At 29.2% G+C, this 25,932-nt stretch carries 22 protein-coding genes; 9 read left to right on the top strand and 13 right to left on the bottom strand.

Annotation, left to right across the window (positions count from 1 at the left end):
* The first annotated feature begins 91 nt into the window (after window positions 1-91).
* Window positions 92-2,266, top strand: a complete 2,175-nt coding sequence (locus tag G8C41_RS09505; RefSeq protein ID WP_166007505.1) for a SurA N-terminal domain-containing protein — start codon at window positions 92-94, stop codon at window positions 2,264-2,266.
* Between the two features lie 171 nt (window positions 2,267-2,437).
* Here G8C41_RS09505 and hemB read toward each other — a convergent pair whose 3' ends face one another.
* The 3 genes from hemB to G8C41_RS09490 form a co-directional block, all read right to left on the bottom strand.
* A complete protein-coding gene (gene hemB, locus G8C41_RS09500; RefSeq protein WP_166007503.1) occupies window positions 2,438-3,415 on the bottom strand; it encodes a porphobilinogen synthase in 978 nt (325 codons plus the stop codon).
* Window positions 3,416-3,520: 105 nt separating this feature from the next.
* A complete protein-coding gene (gene gldC / locus G8C41_RS09495) occupies window positions 3,521-3,847 on the bottom strand; it encodes a gliding motility protein GldC (protein ID WP_160542863.1) in 327 nt (108 codons plus the stop codon).
* A 42-nt stretch (window positions 3,848-3,889) separates the two neighbouring features.
* Entirely contained in the window at window positions 3,890-4,906 is a 1,017-nt protein-coding gene (locus G8C41_RS09490; protein WP_166007501.1) for a gliding motility protein GldB, read from the bottom strand.
* A gap of 54 nt (window positions 4,907-4,960) precedes the next feature.
* Here G8C41_RS09490 and nadE point away from each other — a divergent pair, with 54 nt between their 5' ends.
* Window positions 4,961-5,749, top strand: a complete 789-nt coding sequence (gene nadE, locus G8C41_RS09485) for an NAD(+) synthase (RefSeq protein ID WP_166007499.1) — start codon at window positions 4,961-4,963, stop codon at window positions 5,747-5,749.
* Window positions 5,750-5,941: 192 nt separating this feature from the next.
* The gene (locus G8C41_RS09480; protein ID WP_105296552.1) at window positions 5,942-6,685 is read left to right on the top strand and encodes a YebC/PmpR family DNA-binding transcriptional regulator; all 744 of its coding nucleotides are present in this window, start codon (window positions 5,942-5,944) and stop codon (window positions 6,683-6,685) included.
* A 159-nt stretch (window positions 6,686-6,844) separates the two neighbouring features.
* Here G8C41_RS09480 and G8C41_RS09475 read toward each other — a convergent pair whose 3' ends face one another.
* Entirely contained in the window at window positions 6,845-7,144 is a 300-nt protein-coding gene (locus G8C41_RS09475; RefSeq protein WP_160542867.1) for a DUF3817 domain-containing protein, read from the bottom strand.
* A 278-nt stretch (window positions 7,145-7,422) separates the two neighbouring features.
* Here G8C41_RS09475 and G8C41_RS09470 point away from each other — a divergent pair, with 278 nt between their 5' ends.
* Together G8C41_RS09470 and G8C41_RS09465 are read left to right on the top strand one after the other, a co-directional pair.
* Window positions 7,423-9,891 carry a beta-glucosidase gene (locus G8C41_RS09470; RefSeq protein WP_255466937.1) on the top strand — a complete coding sequence of 823 codons (2,469 nt, stop codon included), beginning with the start codon at window positions 7,423-7,425 and terminating at the stop codon, window positions 9,889-9,891.
* A 150-nt stretch (window positions 9,892-10,041) separates the two neighbouring features.
* The gene (locus G8C41_RS09465) at window positions 10,042-10,701 is read left to right on the top strand and encodes a YggS family pyridoxal phosphate-dependent enzyme (RefSeq protein WP_166007496.1); all 660 of its coding nucleotides are present in this window, start codon (window positions 10,042-10,044) and stop codon (window positions 10,699-10,701) included.
* On the opposite strand, the gene G8C41_RS09460 is transcribed toward G8C41_RS09465, so the two are convergent.
* Complete coding sequence (locus G8C41_RS09460; protein ID WP_166007494.1) at window positions 10,689-11,621, bottom strand: metallophosphoesterase; 933 nt, start codon at window positions 11,619-11,621, stop codon at window positions 10,689-10,691. The genes G8C41_RS09465 and G8C41_RS09460 overlap by 13 nt on opposite strands.
* 10 nt (window positions 11,622-11,631) lie before the next feature.
* Entirely contained in the window at window positions 11,632-12,387 is a 756-nt protein-coding gene (locus tag G8C41_RS09455; RefSeq protein ID WP_166007492.1) for a 5'-nucleotidase C-terminal domain-containing protein, read from the bottom strand.
* 440 nt (window positions 12,388-12,827) lie between these two features.
* Between G8C41_RS09455 and G8C41_RS09450 the strand changes: the two genes are divergently transcribed.
* From G8C41_RS09450 to G8C41_RS09440, 3 genes are read left to right on the top strand one after another with little or no spacing between them, the layout of a single operon-like run.
* Window positions 12,828-13,880 carry an NAD-dependent epimerase gene (locus G8C41_RS09450; protein WP_160542872.1) on the top strand — a complete coding sequence of 351 codons (1,053 nt, stop codon included), beginning with the start codon at window positions 12,828-12,830 and terminating at the stop codon, window positions 13,878-13,880.
* A 16-nt stretch (window positions 13,881-13,896) separates the two neighbouring features.
* A complete protein-coding gene (locus G8C41_RS09445; protein WP_166007490.1) occupies window positions 13,897-15,204 on the top strand; it encodes a nucleotide sugar dehydrogenase in 1,308 nt (435 codons plus the stop codon).
* Between the two features lie 9 nt (window positions 15,205-15,213).
* Window positions 15,214-16,212, top strand: coding sequence for a glycosyltransferase family 2 protein (locus tag G8C41_RS09440; RefSeq protein ID WP_166007488.1), 999 nt, complete (start codon window positions 15,214-15,216; stop codon window positions 16,210-16,212).
* 6 nt (window positions 16,213-16,218) lie between these two features.
* Here G8C41_RS09440 and G8C41_RS09435 read toward each other — a convergent pair whose 3' ends face one another.
* Complete coding sequence (locus tag G8C41_RS09435) at window positions 16,219-17,265, bottom strand: glycosyltransferase family 2 protein (protein ID WP_166007486.1); 1,047 nt, start codon at window positions 17,263-17,265, stop codon at window positions 16,219-16,221.
* A gap of 707 nt (window positions 17,266-17,972) precedes the next feature.
* On the opposite strand from G8C41_RS09435, the gene G8C41_RS09430 reads away from it, so the two are divergent.
* On the top strand, window positions 17,973-20,678 hold the full coding sequence (locus G8C41_RS09430; RefSeq protein ID WP_166004904.1) for a leucine-rich repeat protein: 2,706 nt from the start codon (window positions 17,973-17,975) through the stop codon (window positions 20,676-20,678).
* 70 nt (window positions 20,679-20,748) lie between these two features.
* Here G8C41_RS09430 and G8C41_RS09425 read toward each other — a convergent pair whose 3' ends face one another.
* The 6 genes from G8C41_RS09425 to G8C41_RS09400 form a co-directional block, all read right to left on the bottom strand.
* Window positions 20,749-21,681 (bottom strand): glycosyltransferase family 2 protein, encoded by a 933-nt coding sequence (locus G8C41_RS09425; RefSeq protein WP_166007484.1) that lies wholly within the window; start codon window positions 21,679-21,681, stop codon window positions 20,749-20,751.
* Between the two features lie 66 nt (window positions 21,682-21,747).
* On the bottom strand, window positions 21,748-22,629 hold the full coding sequence (locus G8C41_RS09420; RefSeq protein WP_166007482.1) for a glycosyltransferase: 882 nt from the start codon (window positions 22,627-22,629) through the stop codon (window positions 21,748-21,750).
* A gap of 307 nt (window positions 22,630-22,936) precedes the next feature.
* A complete protein-coding gene (locus tag G8C41_RS09415; protein WP_166007480.1) occupies window positions 22,937-23,917 on the bottom strand; it encodes a glycosyltransferase in 981 nt (326 codons plus the stop codon).
* 14 nt (window positions 23,918-23,931) lie between these two features.
* Entirely contained in the window at window positions 23,932-25,038 is a 1,107-nt protein-coding gene (locus G8C41_RS09410; RefSeq protein WP_166007479.1) for a DegT/DnrJ/EryC1/StrS family aminotransferase, read from the bottom strand.
* Window positions 25,035-25,520 (bottom strand): acyltransferase, encoded by a 486-nt coding sequence (locus tag G8C41_RS09405; RefSeq protein ID WP_105296538.1) that lies wholly within the window; start codon window positions 25,518-25,520, stop codon window positions 25,035-25,037. Before G8C41_RS09405 ends, G8C41_RS09410 begins: the two co-directional genes overlap by 4 nt.
* Entirely contained in the window at window positions 25,517-25,918 is a 402-nt protein-coding gene (locus G8C41_RS09400) for a sugar 3,4-ketoisomerase (RefSeq protein ID WP_105296537.1), read from the bottom strand. The genes G8C41_RS09405 and G8C41_RS09400 overlap by 4 nt, the downstream gene beginning before the upstream one ends.
* Window positions 25,919-25,932 lie beyond the last annotated feature (14 nt).

Below are 25,932 nucleotides of genomic sequence, written 5' to 3'. Positions count from 1 at the left end.
TTTTAAAAATGACTATTAAGGTAAATATTATTTTCATATTTCATGTCGAAACCGTAATTTCGTAAATTAAAATAAATTAAATTACGAATAAATGGCTATTCTTGGACAAATAAGAAAAAGAAACGGGTTATTAATAGGTTTTGTTGCTGTAGCATTATTATTATTTTTATTAGGTGGAATTGATTGGAGCAGAATTGGCAAGAAAGATCCGAATGTTTTGGGAAAAGTAAACAAAGAAGCGATCTCTCGCCAGGAATATTATAGTCAACTTAGTCTTCTTTCTTCTCAGTACCAAGGGCAATATCCGGAAAATTTACTGGAAGGACAAGTTTGGAATTCGTTAATTGAACAAAAATTAATTGAGCAAAAATTTAATGCCTCAGGATTAATTTTAACTGATAAAATGATTTGGAATATGGCCAAATCCTCTCCTTTGTTTAACAATCCTCAATTCAAAGATAAAAGCGGAAATATTAATACCAAATTGATTCAGGATGAATTCCAAAAAATGGAAGAAAGCCAAAATGCTTCTCCGCAATACAGAGAATATTTCCAAACTATGATGACTTTAAAAAAGAATTTTGGTTATCAAGCAATGGGTAAACAATATTTAGGTACTTACGGTTCCGGAATGTTAACCAATAACAAGGAAATTGAACTTTTAGCACAAAATCAATCCAATATTGCAGATATTGAATACGTTAAAATCGATTACATTGCATACCAAAAATCAAACCCTGTTAAAGTCACAGATGAAGATTTAAAAGCTTATATTGAAAAACATAAATCATTATTTAAAATAGACGAAAACAGAACATTAGATTTTGTATATTTTTCTGCAAAACCTACTCCTTCCGATGAAAATAACACATTACATTCTTTAAATGCCTTATTGTCTCAATCCATTATTGAAGGGGATACCATTCAAGCATTTGGTTCGGTTAAAAATGATTCACTATATATCAGCGAATTAAATACCGCACAAATTGCAGATAAACCTTTTATCTCTCAATACAGAAGCGAAAAGCAATTGCCTCAAAACATACAAAATTGGGTAAAAAATGCTTCTATCGGACAAATTTCTAATGCTTATAAAGATAATGGTTACTATGTATTATCTAAATTAATAGCTAAAAAAAATACGGATTCAGTAACTGCTAAAAATATATTAATAAGTTACACCGGAGCTCAGCAAATACAGCCTAAAACCGCCAGAAATAAGGATCAGGCAAAAAAACAAGCGGATGAACTAGCAGCAAAATTAAATGCTAATCCTAGTGATTTTGCAAAATTAGCTTCTCAATATTCAGACGATCCGACGGCTTCCTCAAATAATGGTGAAATGAAGTTAACAACTGCTCAAGATTTCCCTGCTCCTTATAAAAAATTACAACGTTTTTTAGAAACTTCTCCTACAAATAAAGCAGAAGTTATTGAAACTCCTCAGGGATATTTGGTATTAATGATATCTCAAAGGAAACCGGATGAAATTGTTTATAAACTAGCAGATCTTGCGAAAGAAATTAAACCTTCTGAGGAAACTATCGAGACTGCCCGTAAACAATCAACCAATTTCATACAATCCATTCAAGGAAAGTCATCAAGAGAATTTATTGATTTCGCTAAAAAATCTAACTATAAACCTCAACAACAACGAGGCATAGTACGTTTTGGTTCTATGTTGAACGGATTACACACAGATAAAGATTCTGATATTATTGCTTGGGCGTTTGATTCTAAAAGAAAACTTGGTGATACTGAAGTATTCACTACCGGTGACCAAAGTTATATTGTAGCCAGAGTTTCATCTTTATTTAGCAAAGGGTTGGCAGATCCTTCTTTAGTTAGAGATGAAATTGAAACTGAGGTAAGGAATGAAAAGCTGGGTAAGATAATTGCTGAAAAAGTAAATTCAGGAAACAAATCACTTGACAACTTAGCAACTGAATTTAAAACTACAAAAAGCAATGCTTCAATAAGTTTTGACAATCCATCAGTAAACGGAGAATTTGAGCCTAAGGTGGGGGGTGCTGCATTTGGGTTAAAACAAGGAGTTACCTCAAAAGCTATTGAAGGAAAAAGCGGAGTTTATGTAATTGTAACTAAATCGATTACTAAAGGACAAGTTGGAGACAAAAAACAGCTTAAAACCTCTTTAATGAGTCAATATGCTCAACAAATGCCTTCTTTACTTTTAAGATCATTAGTTCAAGAGTCAGATATTACCGATTATAGAGGTATCTTGTTAAATCAACAACAAAAATAATTTAGACAATAAATATTAAAAAAAGCATACTTATAATTAAGTATGCTTTTTTGTTTTTAGTGATACTATTTTCAAATAATTTTAGAGCTACTTATTTTAGTAATTTAAATAAAAAAACCTCTCTTATTGAAATAAAAGAGGCTTCTTATAAAAATATTTATTACTTACAATTTATCGATTCAATAGTTTAGCAGCTTCTTTGGCAAAATAGGTAGAAATAAGACCGGCACCTGCTCTTTTTATACATGTTAAGCTTTCAATAATAATTTTATCATTATCTAACCATCCATTTTTTGCAGCCGCTTTAATCATGGCATATTCACCACTAACCTGAAATACCGAAATAGGCACATCTATTATTTCATTTAATTTAGAGACTATATCTAAATAAGAAAGGCCCGGCTTTACCATAACAATATCTGCGCCTTCTTCAATATCTTTCAATGCTTCATTGATGGCTTCTTTACTGTTACCGTAATCCATTTGGTAGGTTTTTTTATCTCCAAAACCGGGAGCACTGTCCAGAGCATCTCTAAAAGGACCGTAATACGAACTGGCATATTTCGCTGCATAACTCATAATACCTACTTCATCAAATCCATTTTCTTCTAATGCTTCTCTAATTGCTGCAACTCTTCCATCCATCATATCGCTTGGCGCAATAAAATCTGCTCCTGCTTCTGCATGGCTTAGGCTCATTTTTACCAATGCATCCACGGTTGCATCATTTACAATTTTACCGTTTTCAACAATTCCGTCATGTCCGTAAATTGAATAAGGATCAAGAGCGACGTCCGGCATAATTACCATTTCGGGTACAGCATCTTTAATAGCTTTGATTGATTTTTGCATTAAGCCGTTTTTATTCCATGCTTCTTTGCCTGTATTATCTTTTAAATTTTCATTGATTTTTACATAAATATTCACCGCTTTAACTCCTAAAGACCATAATTCTTTAACCTCTTTAATTGTTAAATCCAATGATTGTCGATATATTCCCGGCATAGAAGAAATTTCTTCTTTTATATTTTCTCCTTCTGCAATAAATATCGGCATGATAAAATCATCGGTAGTTAAAATCGTTTCTCTTACTAAATCTCTTACGGCTTGAGTTGATCTTAATCTTCTATTTCTATTATATAGTATCATTTTTTGTTATTTCGTGTTAATAGTTGACCTTAAAAAGGTATAATTTAAAAGAATTTGGTATAGACCCATAAGATAAATAAAATCTTATTCAGTTTAAAAATAATATTACATTTTTATACCACTCCTATCTGCAAAATATTCTGCAAATTTTCTTATTTCTTCTGCTATTTCTTCCTCATCTGTGGCTCTCTGATAAGAATCTCCTAAAGAATGCAATACTTGATGAAAAAACCGCTTCATATCATCAACAGGCATTTCTTTGGTCCATAAATCAATCCTTAAAGCTTCTTTAACTTTATCATCCCAAACGGATAATAAAATGGCTTTACTTTCTGCTCCAATTACTCCTCCGTCCGGGGCTGCCCATACAATTTTTTCGGGTATATGGTTTTCATCTAATTGTACATTAAAATTTATTTCAGTTTCTTTCATTAGCTCCTATTAAAATATTACGTTGTTTTGTATCTTTAAATATTAGTGTGTATCTATCTCAGGATGGGGCTTATATTTGGACTTGGCAAATATTTGCTCGTGGTTAGGATTTTTAATAAAGTCTTGTAGGCTTATTTGAGGATTTTCAAGTAAGTATTTTCTACAAATCTGCCATCCGGTCCAACAACCTATTCTCCCCGGACTTTGAGAGTCTACCTCCGTATAAAATTTAGAAAAAGGCGCTAACGATAAAAACCGATCAGATAAAGAAATATCATCACTAAACACATAATTACTTTCAATAAAGAAATTCCATATTTCATATTCGTTAGTTTTCGCCCAATTTATCTGGTCTTGGGTATATCCTATTTTATAACAATCTTTTACTTCAGGCAAAAAGGCATCTTCCAAAACTAAAATTTTGCCTTGATAAATCATTTGTGAAACAAAAGATTGGCTGTTCATCTCTCGCGGGACTATTGCCATTCCTTTAATTATTTCTTTTGCCGTTTTTGATGAAAAATATTCCATGCTCATTGTTCTCTGGATATATTTATCTATATTCATCATATTATAGTATTTATTATCAAAACCTAAAAAGCAATCTGTAGCAATAAGTAAATAATTATTTTGTGGAATATATGTAATCGGATTCAAATAATCTGAGGTAAATGATGAATATAAATATACTTCGGGAGATTTAAATTCCGGATAATAATACTTGATATGCTTAAATAGGTTCTCTAATTCTGTTTTAATTCTATCGTTAGAAACTTTTTTCTTTATTTCAGAATATATATTGAGTTCTGTACTATCCCTTCGATCTTTTTCAAATCGGGAATCCGGGGTATTCTGACTCAAATAAAAAGGATATTTTTTTCTGAAATCCGGTATTGAAATATCTAAATTGTAAAAATCTTTTGCTATATCATTAATTTCAACAGATTCTTGTATCTCGCTAACCTCTACTTTCCACCTCTTATTCAAATCATCTTTATTGCTTTTATGAGTGCAGCTTATTACTAATAACAATACTGTAAGATATTTAATAATCTTCATTATCTTTACACTTGATTTTTAAATATATAATATTACGCGCAAAGATACAATATTATGAAAACAACCAGAGTAATTTCCTATATTGTTAATTGGTTAAACGATTATCTCAAAAATAGTAGAGCAAAAGGATTTGTTGTAGGTGTATCCGGAGGAATAGATTCCGCTGTAGTTTCTACATTAGCTGCTCAAACCGGTAAACCCGTTTTAGTTTTAGAAATGCCTATTCATCAACCGGAAGACCAAGTTACTCGAGCCAGAGAACATATAAAATATCTCACTGAACACTATACAAATGTTACCGGAAAAACTATAAATCTGACCAACACTTTTGAGGCTTTAAAATCTGATTTAGAAGCGGATGAATCTCATGAAAAAAACAATTTATCTTTAGCCAATACTCGGTCTCGTCTTCGTATGACTGCCTTATATTATTATGCAGGACTCAATAATTTCTTGGTTTGTGGAACAGGTAATAAAATAGAGGATTTTGGTATCGGCTTTTTTACTAAATATGGAGATGGAGGAGTTGATATCAGCCCTATTGCCGACCTTTTAAAAAGCCAGGTATTTGAAATAGCCAAAGAATTACATGTTTCTGAATCTATTCAGAAAGCGAAACCTACCGATGGTCTTTGGACCGATGACCGATCTGATGAAGACCAAATTGGAGCTTCCTATCCGGAACTGGAATGGGCAATGAATGTTCATGAAAATCATAAGGCTTCTGATTTTACAGGAAGAGAACGTGAAGTTTTCGAAATTTATGATCGATTAAACCGACTTGCTCAACATAAAATTAATCCTATTCCGGTTTGTAAAATTCCTAAAGAATTACTTGATTAACCTTTGTTAAGGATACTGTTTAACTACACGGTTACTATAATTATTAATTTTTCTTAGTTCATCTATATATTAGTTGTAAAAAAAGAACAAACGATCGAATATTTAAACATGTAAAAAAGATTTAAAAATTAATAATTTATTTTTCTATAACTCATTCAATTATTATTTTTGTTTTAGAAATTAAACTTGATTATGGGACGCGCATTTGAATATAGAAAAGCTTCAAAATTAGCCAGATGGGACAAAATGGCAAAACAGTTCAGCCGTATTGGTAAAGAAATTGCAATTGCTGTAAAAGCCGGTGGCCCTAACCCTGAATCTAACCCTGCACTTCGTCGTTGTTTACTTAATGCGAAAGGTGTAAATATGCCTAAAGACAATGTAGAAAGAGCGATTAAAAAGGCTTCAGGGGCAGATGCAGAACAATACGATGAAATAACCTATGAAGGATATGGACCGGGAGGAATTGCCATTTTTTTAGAATGTACTACTAATAATCCTACCCGAACTGTAGCCAATGTTCGTGCTATATTTAACAAATTTGAAGGAAATCTGGGCAAAAATGGAGAACTTACATTTATTTTTGATCGAAAGGGGATTTTTACTTTAGATAAGTCAAATCTTACTATGGATTGGGACAGTTTTGAATTGGAAATGATTGACGCAGGAGCCGAAGAAATTGAAGAAGATGAAAATGAAGTGATTATAACCTCTTCTTTTGAAGATTTTGGTTCTATAAACCATAAATTTGAAGAATTGGGTATAGAGCCTAAGAGTGCAGAATTACAAAGGTTGCCTAACAATACAAAAGCTCTTCCGTTAGAACAGGCACAAACTATTTTGAAAATGCTTGAAAAATTTGAAGACGATGATGATGTTCAACAAGTATTTCATAATATGGAAATTACTGAAGAATTGCAAAACGCTGTAAATTAGAATTTTTTACATATATAAAAAATAGAAAGTTTCTTATGCTTATAAGAAGCTTTTTATTTTTTTATATCTATCGTATTCCTGTTAAATCATTAAGCAATAACTTAAACAATTTTAAATTATTAGTTGATTTTTACAACCGGAAATCTAAAATTGGTTAATTTATGTTCGATTGATCTTAGCTAATTTTTTTTCGACCCATAGCGTTGCGAACGGGAAAAAGGCTGACATTAATACAAATACAAAATCTTCATCATCCCATTTATAATGCTTTCTTACTAAAATCGCCAATATAATATATGCGGTAAAAAATAAACCGTGTATCATACCCGTCGGAATCATAAATAAGGTATAATGAAAAAAATATTTTAAGGGCATGGCTACTAGAAAAAGTAAGAAACAACTTATGCATTCTGCATAACAAGCTAAATTAAAATATTTTTCTACCTTTTTTTTATTCATTTGCTTACCTTTACTTGTACAAAAATAATCAATTATCAAGATAATTTTCGCATTTACATAAATGGTTCGTATTATCTTATTATTTATATATTACTGTATGTGAATACATCTTTAGATCTATTTCATCTTTTTTATTATATAAAATCAGAATAGATATCTTATTGTATATCAATTATTGAATATTATATAGCAATAGCAAGACACTTAACACCTAATTTATATCATGTCTATGTTAATATATAATAAATAATTTGTACCTTATGAGAAAAAAAAATAATATGATGAAAAAAAGATTTGTATTATATGCATTAGCCGGTTTTTGCGCATTTAACCTCAGTAAGGCGCAAACCTATCCTCAAATCGTTGTAAATAATCAAAGATTTTCTGATTGGAACAAAGATGGAAAACTACAACCTTATGAAGATACTCGACTGTCGGATTATGAAAGAATTAATGATTTAATTTCTCGTTTATCTGTTGATGATAAAATACATTTACTCTTGGGTACGGGAATGGTTGGATTTGAAATGTTGAAAGGGTTTGAAGCTATAGACCCTAAAGGAGTCACAATACCAAGCTATCTTATTCCCGGATCAGCAGGTTCAACTACACCCATTGACAAATGGGGCGTTCCTGCAGTAATATTTACCGATGGTCCTGCAGGTGTCCGCATTTCTTATAAAAGAAAAGGAGAAACAAGAACTTATTATGCCACAGGGTTTCCTGTAGGGGCCCTTATTTCGACCACTTGGGATACAGAATTAGCAAAAGAAGTTGGAAATGCTATTGGAGATGAAGCCTTAAAATATGGCTCGGATATTCAATTGGCTCCGGCATTAAACATCATTCGCAACCCTTTGTGTGGGCGTAATTTCGAGTATTTCTCAGAAGATCCTTTAATAGCCGGTAAATTCGCTTCAGCGATCACACAAGGAATTCAAAAAAACGGTGTGGGTGTTTCTTTAAAACATTTTGCCGCAAACAATAGTGAAAACAATCGAATGGACTTAGATGTTCATCTATCTCAAAGAGCGTTACGAGAAATTTACCTACGCGGATTTGAAATTGCTGTTAAAGAATCTAATCCGGCAACCATTATGTCTTCTTACAATAAAATTAACGGGACTTACACTTCGGCAAGTTATGACTTATTAACTACCATTTTACGTCACGAATGGGGCTTCAAAGGAGCAGTAATTACAGACTGGTTTGGCGGATATGCCAATGTATCTGCTGTAAGCGATACCAGCCATGATGGAATAAGTAAAGATTCTTATGATGAAAACATATTTGCAAAGCAATTACATGCAGGAAATGATTTATTAATGCCGGGTACACAAGTACAATTTGAAACCCTTAAAAAATACATTGAAACTAAACGTCTTTCTATAGAAGATGTAAATAATTGCTTGAGAAATGTATTGGAAATGATCTATAAATCTCCACGGGTAGCCGGTTATGTACCAACTAATAATCCGGATTTGAAATCCCATGCACTTTTAAGCAGAAAAGCAGCTTCAGAAGGTATGGTTTTATTAAAAAATGAGCAAGGGGCTTTACCTTTAAATAAAGGAAGTAAAATAGCCTTATTTGGAAGTGGTTCATATAATATTATAGCAGGAGGAACAGGAAGTGGAAATGTAAATAAAGCATATGTAATTTCTTTACCTAAAGGATTGGAAGATAACGGTTATGTGATTGATAAAAATTTAAATCAAACCTATTCTCAATTTGTTAAGGAGGAATTAGCTAAAACTGAGGAATTAAAGAAAAAATTACTCGCTATCTTACCAACTTTAACTCAGCCGACCATTAAGGAAAAAGCGATACAAAACAGTGCTAAAGAAAATGATATTGCAATCATTACTATTGGAAGAGAAGCGGGTGAATCCGGAGACAGAAAAATTCCTGATGATTTTGATCTTTCCGAAAAAGAACAAAATTTAATTTCTGAAGTATCAAAAGCATTTCATCAACAAAATAAAAAAGTGGTTGTGATTATAAATTCAGGAAGCGCTATTGAAACTTCCAGTTGGAAAGATAAAGTAGATGCTATAGTTTGGGCAAGTCTTCCCGGTCAGGAAGGTGGCTATGCTATAACCGATGTACTTTCAGGAGCTGTGAATCCATCCGGAAAATTAACTCAAACCCTACCTGTTAAATATACAGATGTTTCTTCTTCTTCTAATTTTGACGGAGTTCCGGCAGAAAAACCAACTGATGTATCTTATAAGGAAGGCATATATGTGGGATACAGATATTTTAACACTTTTAATGTTATTCCATCTTATGAATTTGGGTATGGCCTTTCTTATACAAAGTTCGACTATTCTGAACCTGTATTGAGTTCCGCTGAATTTAATCAAAAACTTTTGATCTCTCTTAAAGTTAAAAATACCGGAAGTGTTGCAGGTAAAGAAGTTGTTCAATTGTATCTTTCAACTCCTAAAGGGAATATAGATAAACCATCAAAAGAATTAAAGGGATTTGTTAAGACCAGAGTATTGAAACCGGGAGAAACTCAAGTAGTCTTTTTCGAACTTCAACCCAAAGACTTAGCTTCTTTTAATCCTTTGGCTTCCGCATGGATTGCCGATGCTGGAATCTATAAAATTGAGTTTAACTCATCTCTTACCAACACTAAGCAAGTATCTAATTTTTCATTACCAAATAAGTTAATTGTTGAAAAAGTAAACAATGTGTTAAATAATGATCTTAATTTTCAAGATTTAAAATCTAATAGATAAATCATAATCCATCATTTTTAAAGTCATATTAATTTAACAGAGCGGAAAATAAAATATTTTCCGCTCTTTTTTATATACTATGTTTCTCCCATTATTTTATCAAAAAATTTATTAGTACTTTTAACCTTCGTAAAAATATATTTTCAATCCATGTCTATAGCAGATTCATTACAATCAACTTTAGAAACTCTACCCTCTAATGTTCAATTAATAGCCGTTTCAAAAACTCATCCTGCAAAGGAAATTGAAGAAATGTATCAATGTGGACAGATCGATTTCGGTGAGAATAAAGTTCAAGAATTAGTTGAAAAATATAATCAATTGCCTAAAAATATTCGCTGGCATCAAATTGGGCATTTACAAAAGAATAAAGTAAAATATATTGCTCCTTTTGTTCACCTAATACATTCTGTGGATCGTTTGGAATTGCTTGATACTATTGAAAAAGAGGCGGTAAAAAATAATCGTCTGATTTCTGTTTTATTACAAATAAAAATAGCTCAAGAAGAATCTAAATATGGATTAACTTTCGATTCGGCTCTTGAAATACTTAAGCTTAAAAAGGATGGAATGTTTCCACATGTTACTATTCTTGGTCTTATGGGTATGGCTTCATTTACTGATAATACTTCTCAAATTGAAAAAGAATTTTCTTCTCTTCACGATTTTTATATAACCCATCAAAATGAATATGGTCTATCGATTTTATCCATGGGCATGTCGGATGATTATCTAATTGCCATAAAGTGCGGAAGTAATATGGTTAGAATTGGATCTAAATTATTTGGAAAGCGAAATTATACGGTGTAATTTTTTACGGGAATTGTTTGATAAGCTATTTCTTTTAACGTATTATCTTGGGTAAAGAGAAAATCAATTCTGCCTAATAATAAACCGGCCCATCCCACTTGATTGAGCAATACTACTTTGCCTTCTTTGTTTAGATATTTTTCCGGTTCTTTAAAAAAGGTATGTGTATGGCCTCCGAGTATTAAATCTATATTGGATGTTTGCTGACACAATTTTACATCGCAAATTTTATCGGGAAAATTAGGATATTTATATCCTATATGGGAAAGGCAAACTACTAGATCGCACTTTTTTTCTTTTTTTAGCATTCTTGCTCGATCTTGTGCAATTTCAATAGGATCCAGATATTTAGTTTCTAAATAATTCTTTTTTTCAACCAATCCGGCTAATTCAACGCCTAACCCAAATAATCCTATTTTAATGCCTCCCTTTTTTATGATTTTATAATCTTTGGTTAATCCATCCAACAGCGTATTGCTAAAATCATAGTTTGAACAAAGAAAATCAAATTTAGCATGTGGCAGTTGTTTTTTAAATCCCTCCAATCCATTATCAAATTCATGATTTCCCATAGTTGAAGCTTCATATCCCATGGTTGACATTAATTTAAACTCCAGTTCACCTCCGAAAAAATTGAAGTAAGGAGTTCCTTGAAAAACATCACCCGAATCTAATAATAATACCTGTGACTCTTGTTTTCGTATAGCATCTATTAAAGTTGCTCTTCTAGCAAAACCTCCTTGATTGGGATTTTTGGTATAAGTCGCCGGAAAAGGGTCTATTCTACTGTGTTGATCATTGGTGTGTACTATGGTTATTTTTTTGTCTGATTGTAAAACACGGGAAGCAAATGATAGGGAGGGAAAACTTAAAGCTCCTCCTGCTAAAGCAGCTGTTTTGATAAAATCTCTTCTTTTCATTTGAATTTATTTAATCTTCAAAAACTAATCTTTGATCTTTAATGTCCGGCAATATTTTGTAATTTTTTACCTGTTCTAATAGAATATCTCGTAATTTTAAATGAGTGATTTCTTGGGCATCCGATTTCATGAAAAAATTCATTCTATCTCCGCCATTCATTAGATAATCTATGGTAACAACCCAATATTTTTTTGTTGGATCAAAATTTTTACCTTCAATTTGTGCAGAAATCAATTTATCTTTCTTATATACTAATTTTATTCCTGCCAACGGATGCCCTTTTTTTTCAATTCTTAAATAATCAAACATTTCTTTCATTCGAGATCCATCCAATCGTAAAAGAACCATTTCATTTTCAAAGGGCGATACTTCAAATATATTTTCAACAGTAACTATTCCTTTAGGAATTATAGTTCTGATTCCGCCGCTGTTTAACAAACAAAAATCGGGTTCAGGTTTATTGTTTGTTTTAGCATATTTTTTAGCATATTCCAATACTAAGTCTGCTAATAAATTTCCTTCGTTGCTGGAGTATCCTGCTTTGGTGAAGTCTACATTGGCATAACTAATGGGTTGATTCATTATTGAATCTAATTGTTTTTTATATGGATAAATGAAATTGATAATTTGTGAATCCGATTTAATTGAATCAGTAATCTTTTTATTAAGATGTATTTGGTGTACTTCTTTTACCTTATTTGTTTTACAATGTATCAATATTAGTAATATAAAACTTAATAAGAATATATGTCTTATTGCTTTCATAACCTTTTCATCGAACTAATTGAAAGTTAGATAAATTTTATTTAACCTGCAATGAATTCAGTAAAATTTTATTTATAATTCCATTTCCAAGCTTTCTTTTTTTGCATCTTTTCAATCAAATTTTCTTCGTTGTAAAAAGGATCTTAAACTTTAATCTTTTGCATTTATTTCGTCAACTGCATGTGCATTACTATAAACTTATCATCAGTGACAAACAATCTTAAGCATTAAACTACTATATACCAAATATGTATATCCCTTTATTTTAAGAATTCCATGAGATTAAAAATTTTTTTTAGTACTGAATTACTTGAGAGCATGATCTGTTGTAAGGTATATCTTATTAATTTTTTCTATACTATCCACTCAAAGTTAATGAGTCACTCAAACTATCAAAATAAAAATTTTTAAATTTGTATTTTGTTATAAAAAAAATCTGAATGAAAATCCTTGTTACAGGAATTGCCGGATTTATCGGTTATCACTTAGTAATGTCTTTAATAAACAGAGATGATGAGATAATTGGTCTCGATATTATCAATGATTATTATGACGTCTCTATTAAATATGGAAGATTAAAAAATTGTGGATTTGATAAATCCGATATTGAATATAATAAACTGATTAAGAGTTCCAAATATTCCAATCTTTCATTCATCAAACTAGGTCTTGAAGATAAAAATAATTTAGAAAATTTATTTAAAGAAGAAAAATTCGATAAAGTAATTAATCTTGCTGCTCAAGCCGGGGTTAGATATTCTTTAGTCAATCCTCAAGCTTATATTGATTCAAATATAACCGGATTCCTTACTATATTAGAATGTTGCAGGAATTTTTCTATCAAGCATTTAACTTATGCCAGTAGTTCCAGCGTATATGGCCTGAATGAAAAACAGCCTTTTTCAACTAAAGATAATGTTGATCATCCGGTAAGTTTATATGCCTCAAGTAAAAAATGCAATGAACTGATGGCACATACCTATAGCCACTTATTTAAAATCCCAACCACCGGATTGCGTTTTTTTACCGTTTACGGTCCGTGGGGTAGACCCGATATGGCCTTATTTATCTTTACTAAATCCATTTTAGAAAATAAACCTATTGATGTCTATAATTATGGAAAAATGCAACGTGATTTTACCTATATTTCAGATATTGTTCAAGGAATTATAAAGGTTAATGACAATCCGCCAATAGGCAACTCAAACTGGGACCCTGTTAATCCGGACCCTTCGTCTTCATCTGCTCCTTATAAAATTTATAATATAGGAAATAGTAAACCTGTGGAACTTATGTCCTTTGTTAAAACTATAGAAGAAGAATTGGGTAAAAAAGCAATAATCAATTTATTGCCTATTCAGCCCGGAGATGTTCCTGCTACCTATGCTGATGTTACTGATTTAATTGAAAATTTTAATTATAAACCTCAAGTATCCGTAAAGGAAGGAATTAAAAATTTCATTGAATGGTATAGAAATTTTTATTCAATTTAAATTAAAAATCGACAAAATGCTTTTTTCCCCTCAAAATATTAAAATAAGTATAATAGGTCTCGGATATGTCGGACTTCCTTTAGCTTTGGAATTTGCAAAAAAATATAAGGTAACAGGATTTGACATTTCAACCGAAAGAATAAAACAATTAATTGAATCTAAAGATATTACTCGAGAGGTATCTTCTGAACAAATTTCAAATGTTATAGTTAAATCCGCAAAAGATTTAGAAAACCAAAACGGATTTTATCCTACTTCGGATTTGGATGACATAAAAAATTCAACGATTTACATCGTGACCGTACCTACTCCTGTAGATTCATCCAACAGACCTGATTTAACCCCTTTACATTCTGCTAGTACCACCGTAGGGAAAGTAATTAAAAAAGGAGGTGTTGTTATTTACGAATCTACGACTTATCCGGGATGCACGGAAGAAGAATGTGTACCTATTATTGAAAAAATTTCAGGGCTAACATACAATCGTGATTTTTTTGCAGGATATTCTCCTGAAAGAATCAATCCCGGTGATAAGATTAATACTCTCACAAATATTAAAAAAGTGACCTCCGGGTCTACTCCTCAGGTTGCAGAATTTGTAAATAATTTATATTCTTCCATTATAACCGCAGGTACCTATCAGACAAGCAGTATTAAAGTTGCCGAATCAGCAAAAGTAATTGAAAATTCACAACGGGATATTAATATTGCTTTTGTTAATGAATTAGCAAAAATTTTTAATTTATTAGGTGTTGATACGACGGAAGTGTTAGAGGCTGCCGGAACTAAATGGAATTTTTTACCGTTTAAACCCGGCCTGGTAGGTGGGCATTGCATTGGCGTTGACCCCTATTATTTGGCCCAAAAAGCCATGGAATTAGGATATCATTCCGAGATTATTCTCGCAGGAAGAAGATTAAATGATTCGATGCCTTATTATATCGCTTCCGAAGTAATTAAGTTAATGATTAAAAAGGATATTATTATAAACAATTCAGATATCTTAATTTTAGGTATTACATTTAAAGAAAATTGTCCGGATGTTAGAAATACTAAAGTGGTTAATATAGTTAAATGTTTGGATGAATATGATTTGAATATAACTATTTGCGATCCTTTAGCAAACCCTAAAGAGGTTAAGCATGAATATGGCTTAGATATATTTAATGAAATTCCGAATTCCATGAAATTCGACACAATAATTCTTGCCGTACCACACCAAGAATTTAAAGAAATGAATATTAAGAAGTATTGTAAAGATAATGCTGTAATTTACGATTGCAAATCTTTTTTAGACAAAAAAATTGTTGATGCTCGATTATAATTAATTTTTATGCCATATCCATTAGTTACTGTCTCTATTCCCGTTTACAATTGTGAAAAATATATTGGTCGCAGCATTAATTCTGTATTGAATCAAACCTATCCTAATATAGAAATACTATTGGTGGATGATAAAGGAAAAGATAATAGTTTAAATGTTATTAAAAAGATTCAATCTCAACACCCTGAAAAAATAAGAATTATAGAACACAAAACCAATCAGGGGCTTTCCATAGTTAGAAACACAGGTATAGATCATGCAAGGGGTAAATATTTATTTTTTTTGGATGGTGATGATGAAATTGTTCCCGAGTGTATTGAGGAATTAGTAACGTTGATTATTAAAACGAAGTCTACTGTTGCAGTAGGTGAAATATCCGCAATTAATACATTCAAAAAAACTCAATATAAAATATTTCCTTTTAATCACTCCCTTACTTCCCTTAAAGGAAACGATAGTATCTTTGAATATTTTTGTAATGGTTCTTGGTCAGTAAGTGCTTGTAATAAACTTATTGAAGTTGACTTTTTTAGAAAACATAAAATTTATTTTGTAAAAGATTTATTTTCTCAGGACGAGTTATGGTCTTTTCATACGGCATTGAAGCTAGACAGTATTTGTTTTTTACATAAATCAACCTATTTTTATTATCTTCACAATGAATCTATTATTTTTAATAAAACTAAAAGAAATTTTGAAAATCATCAAACTATAGTTGAATATTTTACAAGAGCTTTTAAAGAAGCTAATCCAATAAGGAAAAAATATATGCTTAAGCATATTATCTCATTTAAAGAAATTACTCTTACCATGCAATGGAAATGTATGAAAAAGGATATTGCTTATTGGAAACAGAATTATAAAAGATTAAAAAAAGCACCTTCATTATCTTTTCTAGATTACTTTTCTTCTTTTTATTCATTAGATCAAAAAAAGAAAAATCTTTTTCAAAACTTACCGGTTAATATTGGATATAAATTATTTAAATGGAGATTTGAACGAAAATAATTTTTTTTAATGTTTTAGAAATAAAAGACATTTTATAATATATTTAAATTGATAGGTTAGATCCAATTTAGCACAATACGGATAAACTGATATATATTGGTATAAAATATTCCAGGATAATCTCTTTTGAGCAAGAAAATATCCTAGTACACTATTTTTATATGTGTTTTCTAAAAATTTTGAACTAAATGGACATTCTATACTTTCATTATATTCAATTAATTTTTTTGCCCAATCTATAAATAGCTTCAGATCATCATAATTTCTTATCACTTGATGCATTAATAAAGCGTCTACAAATTTTTTATCATACAATTCTGAATTTTCATCTATTAATTTGCTTAAGACTTGATAATGTAAGTTTTTAGAAATTTCCCATTGCTTTTCATTTTTTAAAATCTTATCATCTGATTTTTTAAATGATGCTTGGTTTCCTGTAATTCTATATACATAGAGGGCTTCAGGAATTGTTAAAAATTTGCCTCCTTTTTCAATCATCCTGATAAATAATTCATAATCTTCTGAAAATCTTAAATTTTCATTATAAAATAAATTATTTTCTTTTAAAAAAGTTGCCCTGAACATAACAGCTGCATGAGCAATGGGACAGCCTAGCAATTGTTGATCTTTTATATCTGAGTGATTAATTTTAAATTTTATTACATTGTTTTTTAATCCAATGCATTTCAAAAAAGTAGAACAAAGAGCTAAATCTTGATTTCTTTCCAGTACCCGAACCTGCTTTTCTATTTTATCTTGAATGTAGTAATCATCTCCATCTAACAAAGCTATATATTTTCCTTTTGCTTGTTTAATTCCAATATTTCGAGAATTTGATGGACCTAAATTTTGTGACTTTTCATATAATCTAATTTTTTGATTTTTAGAATATTTACTCTTCACCATTTGTACTGTATTGTCTGTAGAACAATCATCAATAACAAGTATTTCCAAATTTGAATAGGTTTGATTTAATATACTATCTATTGCTTGCTCAATATATCTTTCAACATTGTAAGTGGGAATTATTATTGATACTAAAGGTTGGCACATGAGTAATTAAAATTAATTTATTTCGATGAATATTGAAACAAATATTCTAAATTCTTTGTTATAATTATTTAAAGGATTATAAAAAATTATTAGTATTTAATCATACAAAATTAGAAAAATTCAAATTTATGTTTTTATTGTCTTAGTATAGACAATAGTTTTAGTAACTATCTCTTCTCTAAAATCATTTATTTCAAAATATGAATTGCATTTATTGCATTTTTAATTTTTTTAAATTAAGTTTTATCTTCTATAGCTAATAAATAAAAACTCTAAATTTAAATACAACTAATTAATATTAGCTTCTTATGCTTAATTTTATTTTATATTTATTAATTAATGTTTTCATTGCTAATATTTTTATCCAAACTTTTAAATTATTGATTACAAGTATTTTAATTATTATAAGTGTATGCATATAAACAATTTGTTTACGTTTTAAATATAAATTTATATTTATTTTTGAGATTAAAGTATAAATATTTTTATTAATTTTGTTTCATATACTAATGTAATTATTATATGTGCACATTAATAATTTACTGATTTATTTAACTAAAACTAACACAAATGAAATATTATGCTAATACATATCAATATCTTTTTACACCCATTAACAATTTAATAATGGGTATCCTCTTATGATTATAATATTATCATAATCAAATAAAAAAGTATTCAAATACATTTTAATAAAATTAATTATTATGAAAAAATTTATTTTTTTTATGCTTTCTATTTTCTTAATAGGAGCAGTTTGCCATGCACAAGTTTATAAAGAGTTAGATGTTAAATCACCCGGAACCTTATCCCAATTAGTTACTTCTGATAAAAGTAAAATAACTCACCTTAAATTAACAGGTTCTATAAGTAATGAAGACATTAAAACGATACGGGAAATGTCTGCTCTTAATAATTTGGATTTAACTAAAGTAAAATTATCAGACAACAATCTACCAAAAGGGGCTTTTTCTAATTTCAAAGGCCATATATCATTACCTGCAACTCTTAAAGTAATACCTTCCAACACTTTCATTTCATATTCAGGAAGTATTACTTTACCTTCTGCATTAGAAACTATTGAACATAAGGCTTTCTTAGCTGCTAAAATCGATAAACTAGATTTTTCTAATATTCCTAATTTACATACGATTGATTATTCTGCATTTGAAGGGCTAACTTTAACAACAACCAATAATACTTTAGATTTTTCTAAAAATTTAAAATTAAATTCTTTTTTGCCATATGGTAGTTCTGTTGCAGGTCCTTTTACTGGATTTGTAGGAAACGTAATTTTACCGACTAACCTTAAAAAAATATCAAATCTAATGTTTGCTCAATTTACCGGTAGCATTACTTTACCTGCAGCTCTAGAAACTATTGAGCACAAAGCTTTTATATACTCTAAAATTGATAAACTTGATTTTTCTAATTCTCCTAATTTAAATACTATTAATTACTCTGCATTCGAAAGACTTACTTTAACTAAAACCAACAATACTTTAGATTTTTCTAAAAATTTAAAATTAAATTCTTTTCTGCCTTATGGTAACGCTGTCGCTGGTCCATTTACAGGGTTTGTTGGAAACGTAATTTTACCAACTAATCTTAAAGAAATTTCAAATCTTATGTTTTCTCAATTTACGGGTAGCGTTATTTTACCTTATGCCTTAGAAACTATTGAGCACAAGGCTTTTATGTACTCTAAAATTGATAAACTTGATTTTTCTAATTCTCCTAATTTAAGTACAATTAAAGACCGAGCTTTTGAAGCTTTAGAAATTACTTCCAATAATAATACCTTAGATTTCTCCAAAAATTTGAAATTAACTTCTTTCATATCCAATCCCGGCACAAATTCTGGAGCTTTTACTCCTTTTAATGGAAACGTTATTTTACCCCCTAACCTTAAAGAAATTCCTAATCTTATGTTTTCTCAATTTACCGGTAGCGTTACGTTACCTTCTTCCTTAGAAACTATTGAGCACAGGGCTTTCTTATTTGCTAAAATCGATAAACTTGATTTTTCCAATACTCCTAATTTAAATACAATTAAAAACAGAGCTTTTGAATCTTTACAAATTACTTCCAATAATAATACTTTAGATTTTTCAACTAATTTAAAGTTAACATCTTTCATTTCTAATCCCGGTACAAATTCCGGAGCTTTTACTCCTTTTAATGGAAACGTTATTTTACCCCCTAACCTTAAAGAAATTCCTAATCTTATGTTTTCTCAATTTACCGGTAGTGTTACGTTACCTGCAGCTTTGGAAACTATTGAGAACAGAGCTTTTTTATTTGCTAAAGTCGATAAACTGGATTTTTTCAGTACCCCTAATTTAAATACAATTAAAGATAATGCTTTTGAAGGCCTACAAATTACAACAGATAAAACATTAAACTTTGTTAAAAATCTTAAATTAAAGTCTTTTCCTTCTCATCATAATTCTGCTTCAGGAGCTTTCTCAAATTATTCCGGGCATGTCATATTACCAATAAATTTGACTAGAATTTATAGTTATATGTTTTCTAAGTTTAACGGAAGTGTATGCCTTCCTGTAGCTTTAAGAGTTATTGATAATAGAACTTTCTATTATGCTAATATAGATAGACTTGATTTTTGTAAATCAATTATATTAACAGAAATAAAGGAGAGAGCATTCGAAAAATTAAATCTAACTGAAAATAAAACTTTAGATTTTTCTAAAAATTGTCAATTAAATACATTTTCATCTAATCCAGGAACAAACTCTGGAAGTTTTACCCTTTTTACAGGAAACGTGATTTTACCTCAGCACCTAAAACAAATCTCCACTCTAACGTTTTCACAATTTACGGGTAGTGTAACTCTACCTCCAGCTTTGGAAACTATTGAAGATAAAGCATTTATTTATGCCAAAATGAAAGAAATTGTGATCCCTTCAACTGTTAATTATATTGGTAATTCAGCTTTTATGGGAAATACTACTTTTGAAAAAATAATTAGCAATAACCCAACTCCGCCAAGATTAGGAAAAGAAGTATTTAAATCTGTTAACACAACTAGTACAAGATTAATTGCAAATACATGTGCTTACGCAGAAGCTGATCAGTGGAAAGATTTTATTAAGAATGCAGATTTGGTTGCTTGTGGTAAAAAAGCAAACTTTGCTTTTAATAATTATTTAACTACAGAACCTCAGATTAATGTATATCCCAATCCAAACAATGGCTTATTTAGTATTAATTTAGGAAATATATCCGAAGGGTCTATTGAAATTTCTAATATAAACGGAGGTATTATTTATTCTAAAAAATTCAATGGAATAAACGAAATTTATGTGGACATACAAACTCAGCCTTCCGGTATTTATATTGTTAACGTTATTTCAAATCAAACAGTAATAACTAAAAAAATTATAAAAAATTAATTATTAGGACAAAAAAATCGGGTTAATAACCCGATTTTTTTTAGCTTTATACTATAGAAATGTAAAATTATTACAAAAAATTCATTCCTTCTTTTTCTGAAACTTTTTTATTTTTTAATATCTCTTTCTCTTTTATTTTTATTACAACTTTAAACTTATCAAATATTAGTCTGATTGATTTCTTATCAAAGAAAAGAAATGCTCTAAATAGGTCTGCTAAAAGTAATCTGTATTCAACAAACTTTCTATTTCCTTTTAACAATGGATTTGAAATATCTAATAAAACTTTTCTTTTATATTTTGTTAGTAATGCATCAAAATATACATGAGGAGATCTTTCTTCCCTATCATGATAAACTTTAACTGAAGGCACTACACCCACTTTCATTGAAAAATAACGTACTCTGTGAACGTAATTATCATCTTCCGCATAGTGATAAAAAGTTGGACTAAAACCTCCAATTTTTTCTATAGTTTTTTTGGGAAGCAGCCAACAGGCTGCCGGTACAAAATCGAAATTATAAATTAATTCATTATTTATTCTAGGTGTGCTTAATGCTGAATAAAGATATCTGCTTTTTAAAGGATTTATACAATTAAAGAACCCTTTATCAATCAAATTTCCTTCTCCATTCATATGCATTGGACTTAAAATTCCATAATCCGGATATTTTATACAATTATTAATCAAAATTTCAATTGTGCTTTCTTCAACCCATGCATCTTGATTTAATAAGAAATAGTAATCAGCTCCCTGTTCATATGCTCTTTTAATTCCCATATTATTAGCTTTCCCAAAACCTTCATTTGAATAATTTTCAATAAGTTCAACAGATGGATAATTTTTCTTAATGAATTCAACACTTCCATCTGTCGATACATTGTCAATGGCTATAATATTTATTTTTAAAGTGGATTTTAGTAATGAATCAAAACATTTTTGAATCCATTTTTTTTGCATTCCATTAAAAATAACAACTATAGCAAAAATATTTTTATTCATTTTAATTTTATTATGCATGAAAAATTTTTAATATAAAATTTTCAATAATTATGAAATAGGCATTTCTTAACTAGATTTTGTTAATTTAAAATTTCTAATTAAAGAGAATTTAACATATTTCATAATTTTGAAAATTACTTTCATATAACCTTTTACTCCCAACTTTTGTAAGTTTAAATATTTTATTTGTTTATTTAATGACCAAAAAAAAGGTGTTTTGTATTTATATAAATAACTTATAAATACATAATATTTATTTAATTCATATTCTTTATTATTTTTTTGTTCCTTAGGTATTGAATAATTTGACCGAATATTTATTAGTTCTGTAAACCATTCTTTAGACAAATTACCATATGAAAAATGTTTAATTAATATTTCTCCTGTAACAATATTAATATATTTTGAAGCAACTCTCAATGAAAAATCTATATCATAACCATGAAATCCTTTTATTTTATCATTAAATGGAAATTCTGAATATACATCCCTTCTGCAAGCCAAAAAAACCCCATCTAACGAATAAACTTTTTTGCTATTTCCGTATTTGTCATCTAATCTGTAAGTTAACACATTCTCATCGTTTGCATCTGATTGTATTAAATTAAAAAAACAAACTTCTTTTATTCCCCACCAAAAAGCCGGAACATTGGGCACATAAGTAGAACCTGCAACTCCAACAACTCCAATGTTTTTATCTGACAATAAGTTCAGTAACTTATTTCCCCAATTTTTGGTTATAAATATGGTATCTTCATGAATAAAAAGTAAATTTTCATATTTAGCCTGTTGAGCTCCTTGATTGTATGCACAACATATTCCCATTAATTTTGGATTCCAAATATTTATAATCTCATAGATAATATTATCTCCAATAGTTTCATTAACACTTTTACTAAATGATTGAAACCATTTATTATTATATGAGGAAACTATTATTGATATCATTCGTAATTTTCGTTTATCATATATGTATGAAATTTTTATTAATTATAAATAAAGGTTTATTAAATTTTTTTCAAATTGAATTGAAAAAATTATTTTACCATATTGGTATAACTTTATCTTTCTAATTTAATTTATATATATGTATTTAAGTCTTGGATTTGAATTTATTATTGAAGATATAATTAATTTTTAAATAAGTAATTCTTGATTTTATTTTATAGATAGTTAAGAAAAAAATTTTTACACTTGATAAACTTATGGAATTTATTTTATTAATGAATTATTTTCAAATTAATAACGAGCCAATTTAAATGAGACACTTTTGATATTTCATAAAAGCAATGAGCTTATAATAATATTTATATATACTCATTGTTTTATTATACAAATCTATTTTTTTTCTATGTGATAGATAATTCATTCCCCATATTTTACTCATACAAGTTATCTGTTTGTTTATTTTATTATTTTTCAAAAACTTATATACATCATAATTATCTTTAATGAATGAATCATATATTAATTTATTAAGAAAATATTTAGCAATTGGGGAATTATTTTTATGTTTATTATATATTTTAATATCATCCACAGCCCATCTATCTCTAGATAACTTTTGTGTAATACTATTTTTATGAATTCTATATTTAGCTGAAATATATTCTGAATATTGTATTTTATATTTTTCAGCTATTCTTAACCACATATCAAGATCTTCATAATTTAAGTTTTCATCAAAATAGCCAATTTTAGATAAAATATCACTTTTAAGCATTATGGACATAGCCGGTATAAAATTTCCTTTTAATAATTCTTCATATATATTTTCGGAATTTATATGAAATACATTTGATTTATATTTTTCAATAAATTTACCTTCTATAGGATTAGAGTCTTCATCCATAAGATAAACATCAGAAAAAACCATTCCTATACGATCATCTGTATTCTCTAATAATTGAACTTGGATTTCGGTTTTTTTAGGCAACATGAGATCATCTGTTGCTATCGATGAAATATATTTCCCTTTGGCAACTTTATATCCGTCATTAATAGTTTTACAAATTCCCTTATTTTCAATATGCTTTATAAATTGAAATGGTTTATTATAAGTGAGCAACCACTGATCTATTTTTTTTACGCTATCATCTGTGGAACAATCATCAACAATTATTAGTTCAATGTTCTTATACGTTTGCTGATCAATACTATCTAAAGTTTCTACTAGATGCTTGCTATTATTATAATTGATAGCTACTATACTAACTAAAGGTAATTCTTTATCCACAATAAGCTTATAACTTAAAATTGATTTATTTGATCAACTACTTTTTTTATTTCATCTTGAGTTAAAACAGGTGAAATGGGAATGCTTAAAATTTCTTTACTTAATTTTTCTGTTATTGGTAATAGTAAATGATTATAATTTGAATATGCTTCCTGTTTATGAGGTGGTATAGGATAATGAATTAAAGTTTGAATATTATTTTTTGATAAATATTCTTGTAATTCATCTCTTTGTTTGCATTTAATTACAAATATATGCCAAACATGCCCATGGTTTTGAAGACAATTTTCAATTTTAGGTAATTCAATCTTAGGATTTCTTATATGGTTTAAATAATAATTAGCAACCTCTCTCCTTTTCTGATTTTCTTGATCATTATATTTCAATTTTAGGTTAAGAACTGTAGCTTGTATTTCATCTAACCTACTATTTAATCCTTGAAACTTATTCACATATTTTTTCTGTGATCCATAATTAGCCAAAGTTCTTATGGTTTGCGCTAATTCTGTATCATTGGTACATACTGCTCCCGCATCTCCTAAAGCTCCTAAATTCTTTCCCGGATAAAAGCTAAAGCCTGAAGCATCTCCTAAGTTTCCTGTTTTAATACCTTCCCATTCTGCTCCAATTGCTTGAGCATTATCTTCAATAATTTTTAAATTATAATTTTGTGCCAATAATTTTAATTCATTGGAAAACACGGCTTGTCCATATAAATGGACAATCATAATTGCTTTAGTCTTAGGGGTTATCTTTTCTTCAATTTTTGATATATCTATGTTAAAGGTTTGTTCATCAGGTTCTACAAAAATTGGAATCAATCCATTTTCTGAAACAGCTAAAACCGAAGCTATGTATGTATTGGCAGGAACGATTACTTCATCCCCTTCATTTATTACTCCTAATTCTTTATAACCTTTAATTATTAATCGTAAAGAATCCAATCCATTGGCAACTCCTATTGCTTCATTTACTCCAATATATTTTGCCAAATTATTTTCAAATTCTTTAACTTTTTCTCCTAAAAGATACCATCCTGATCGATATACTTTTATAATTTCATCTTCGATTTCTTTTTGAAATTGAAGATTGATTTTTTTCAAGTCTAAAAATTTTATCATAATTTTTGAATCTTACCTTCTTTTGATATTATGCCTTGTTGAATTGCGGGATTGCCATACCAAACCGTATAGGGGGGAATATCTTTCGTTATCACACTTCCTGCTCCAATTAGGCTATATTCTCCAATACTATGTCCTGCAATTATGGTTGAATTTGCCCCTATAGATGCTCCTTTTTTTATAATTGTTTTTTGGAATTCACTAGGATATTGCTTTGAACGGGGTATTAAATCATTAGTAAAGGTAACATTGGGACCAATAAAAACATCATCTTCTATAGTGACTCCGTCCCAAATCTGAACACCCGATTTGATGGTTACATTATTTCCAATTGTAACATCGTTTTCTATAAAAACATTAAAATTAATATTACAATTATTACCGATGATTGCGTTTTTTAATATAACACAAAACTGCCAAATGAAAGTATTATCCCCGATATTATGAGTTTGTACATCCGATGTTGGATGAATTTTAATCATTTTGTTAATTTTTTAAAATCTTCATAATCTCTAATATAATCTTGTTCCTTATAATAGTCAGATGCCAAGCATAATAAGACCGCATTATGTGAAAATTTAATATCACCCCAAACTTTAATGGGAATATACAATCCTTTTTCAGGAGAATCTAAGAGGAATGTATCTATATTTCCATATATATCTTCAGTAGTAATTTCAATTGTTCCTGAAACAGCAAATATTAATTGCTCAAGTTCTTTATGAGCATGACCTCCCCTCTGCACATCTTGAGGGGTAAAATAAGTCCAATATACTCTTTTAATTTTAAAAGGAATATTTAAATTTTCTTCAGCAACTGTGATATATCCTAAAGCTGAAGATCCTATTTTTGATAATTCTATAATATGCGGCTTATTCATTATATAATATTCGG

This window comes from Apibacter sp. B3706 (assembly GCF_011082725.1).
GTDB lineage: Bacteria > Bacteroidota > Bacteroidia > Flavobacteriales > Weeksellaceae > Apibacter.
The sequence above is the reverse complement of the archived record's forward strand: the minus strand, read 5'-3'. Positions and strand labels throughout refer to the sequence as shown.

Bases quoted from the DNA above. Each gene is read 5' to 3' on its own strand.
- G8C41_RS09465 (WP_166007496.1), top strand. From the start codon at position 10,042: ATGTCTATAGCAGATTCATTACAATCAACTTTAGAAACTCTACCCTCT.
- G8C41_RS09455 (WP_166007492.1), bottom strand. From the start codon at position 12,387: ATGAAAGCAATAAGACATATATTCTTATTAAGTTTTATATTACTAATA.
- hemB (WP_166007503.1), bottom strand. From the start codon at position 3,415: ATGATACTATATAATAGAAATAGAAGATTAAGATCAACTCAAGCCGTA.
- G8C41_RS09420 (WP_166007482.1), bottom strand. From the start codon at position 22,629: ATGATATCAATAATAGTTTCCTCATATAATAATAAATGGTTTCAATCA.
- G8C41_RS09430 (WP_166004904.1), top strand. From the start codon at position 17,973: ATGAAAAAATTTATTTTTTTTATGCTTTCTATTTTCTTAATAGGAGCA.
- G8C41_RS09450 (WP_160542872.1), top strand. From the start codon at position 12,828: ATGAAAATCCTTGTTACAGGAATTGCCGGATTTATCGGTTATCACTTA.
- G8C41_RS09405 (WP_105296538.1), bottom strand. From the start codon at position 25,520: ATGATTAAAATTCATCCAACATCGGATGTACAAACTCATAATATCGGG.
- G8C41_RS09445 (WP_166007490.1), top strand. From the start codon at position 13,897: ATGCTTTTTTCCCCTCAAAATATTAAAATAAGTATAATAGGTCTCGGA.
- G8C41_RS09410 (WP_166007479.1), bottom strand. From the start codon at position 25,038: ATGATAAAATTTTTAGACTTGAAAAAAATCAATCTTCAATTTCAAAAA.
- nadE (WP_166007499.1), top strand. From the start codon at position 4,961: ATGAAAACAACCAGAGTAATTTCCTATATTGTTAATTGGTTAAACGAT.
- G8C41_RS09480 (WP_105296552.1), top strand. From the start codon at position 5,942: ATGGGACGCGCATTTGAATATAGAAAAGCTTCAAAATTAGCCAGATGG.
- gldC (WP_160542863.1), bottom strand. From the start codon at position 3,847: ATGAAAGAAACTGAAATAAATTTTAATGTACAATTAGATGAAAACCAT.
- G8C41_RS09470 (WP_255466937.1), top strand. From the start codon at position 7,423: ATGATGAAAAAAAGATTTGTATTATATGCATTAGCCGGTTTTTGCGCA.
- G8C41_RS09490 (WP_166007501.1), bottom strand. From the start codon at position 4,906: ATGAAGATTATTAAATATCTTACAGTATTGTTATTAGTAATAAGCTGC.
- G8C41_RS09475 (WP_160542867.1), bottom strand. From the start codon at position 7,144: ATGAATAAAAAAAAGGTAGAAAAATATTTTAATTTAGCTTGTTATGCA.
- G8C41_RS09505 (WP_166007505.1), top strand. From the start codon at position 92: ATGGCTATTCTTGGACAAATAAGAAAAAGAAACGGGTTATTAATAGGT.
- G8C41_RS09400 (WP_105296537.1), bottom strand. From the start codon at position 25,918: ATGAATAAGCCGCATATTATAGAATTATCAAAAATAGGATCTTCAGCT.
- G8C41_RS09425 (WP_166007484.1), bottom strand. From the start codon at position 21,681: ATGAATAAAAATATTTTTGCTATAGTTGTTATTTTTAATGGAATGCAA.
- G8C41_RS09435 (WP_166007486.1), bottom strand. From the start codon at position 17,265: ATGTGCCAACCTTTAGTATCAATAATAATTCCCACTTACAATGTTGAA.
- G8C41_RS09440 (WP_166007488.1), top strand. From the start codon at position 15,214: ATGCCATATCCATTAGTTACTGTCTCTATTCCCGTTTACAATTGTGAA.
- G8C41_RS09460 (WP_166007494.1), bottom strand. From the start codon at position 11,621: ATGAAAAGAAGAGATTTTATCAAAACAGCTGCTTTAGCAGGAGGAGCT.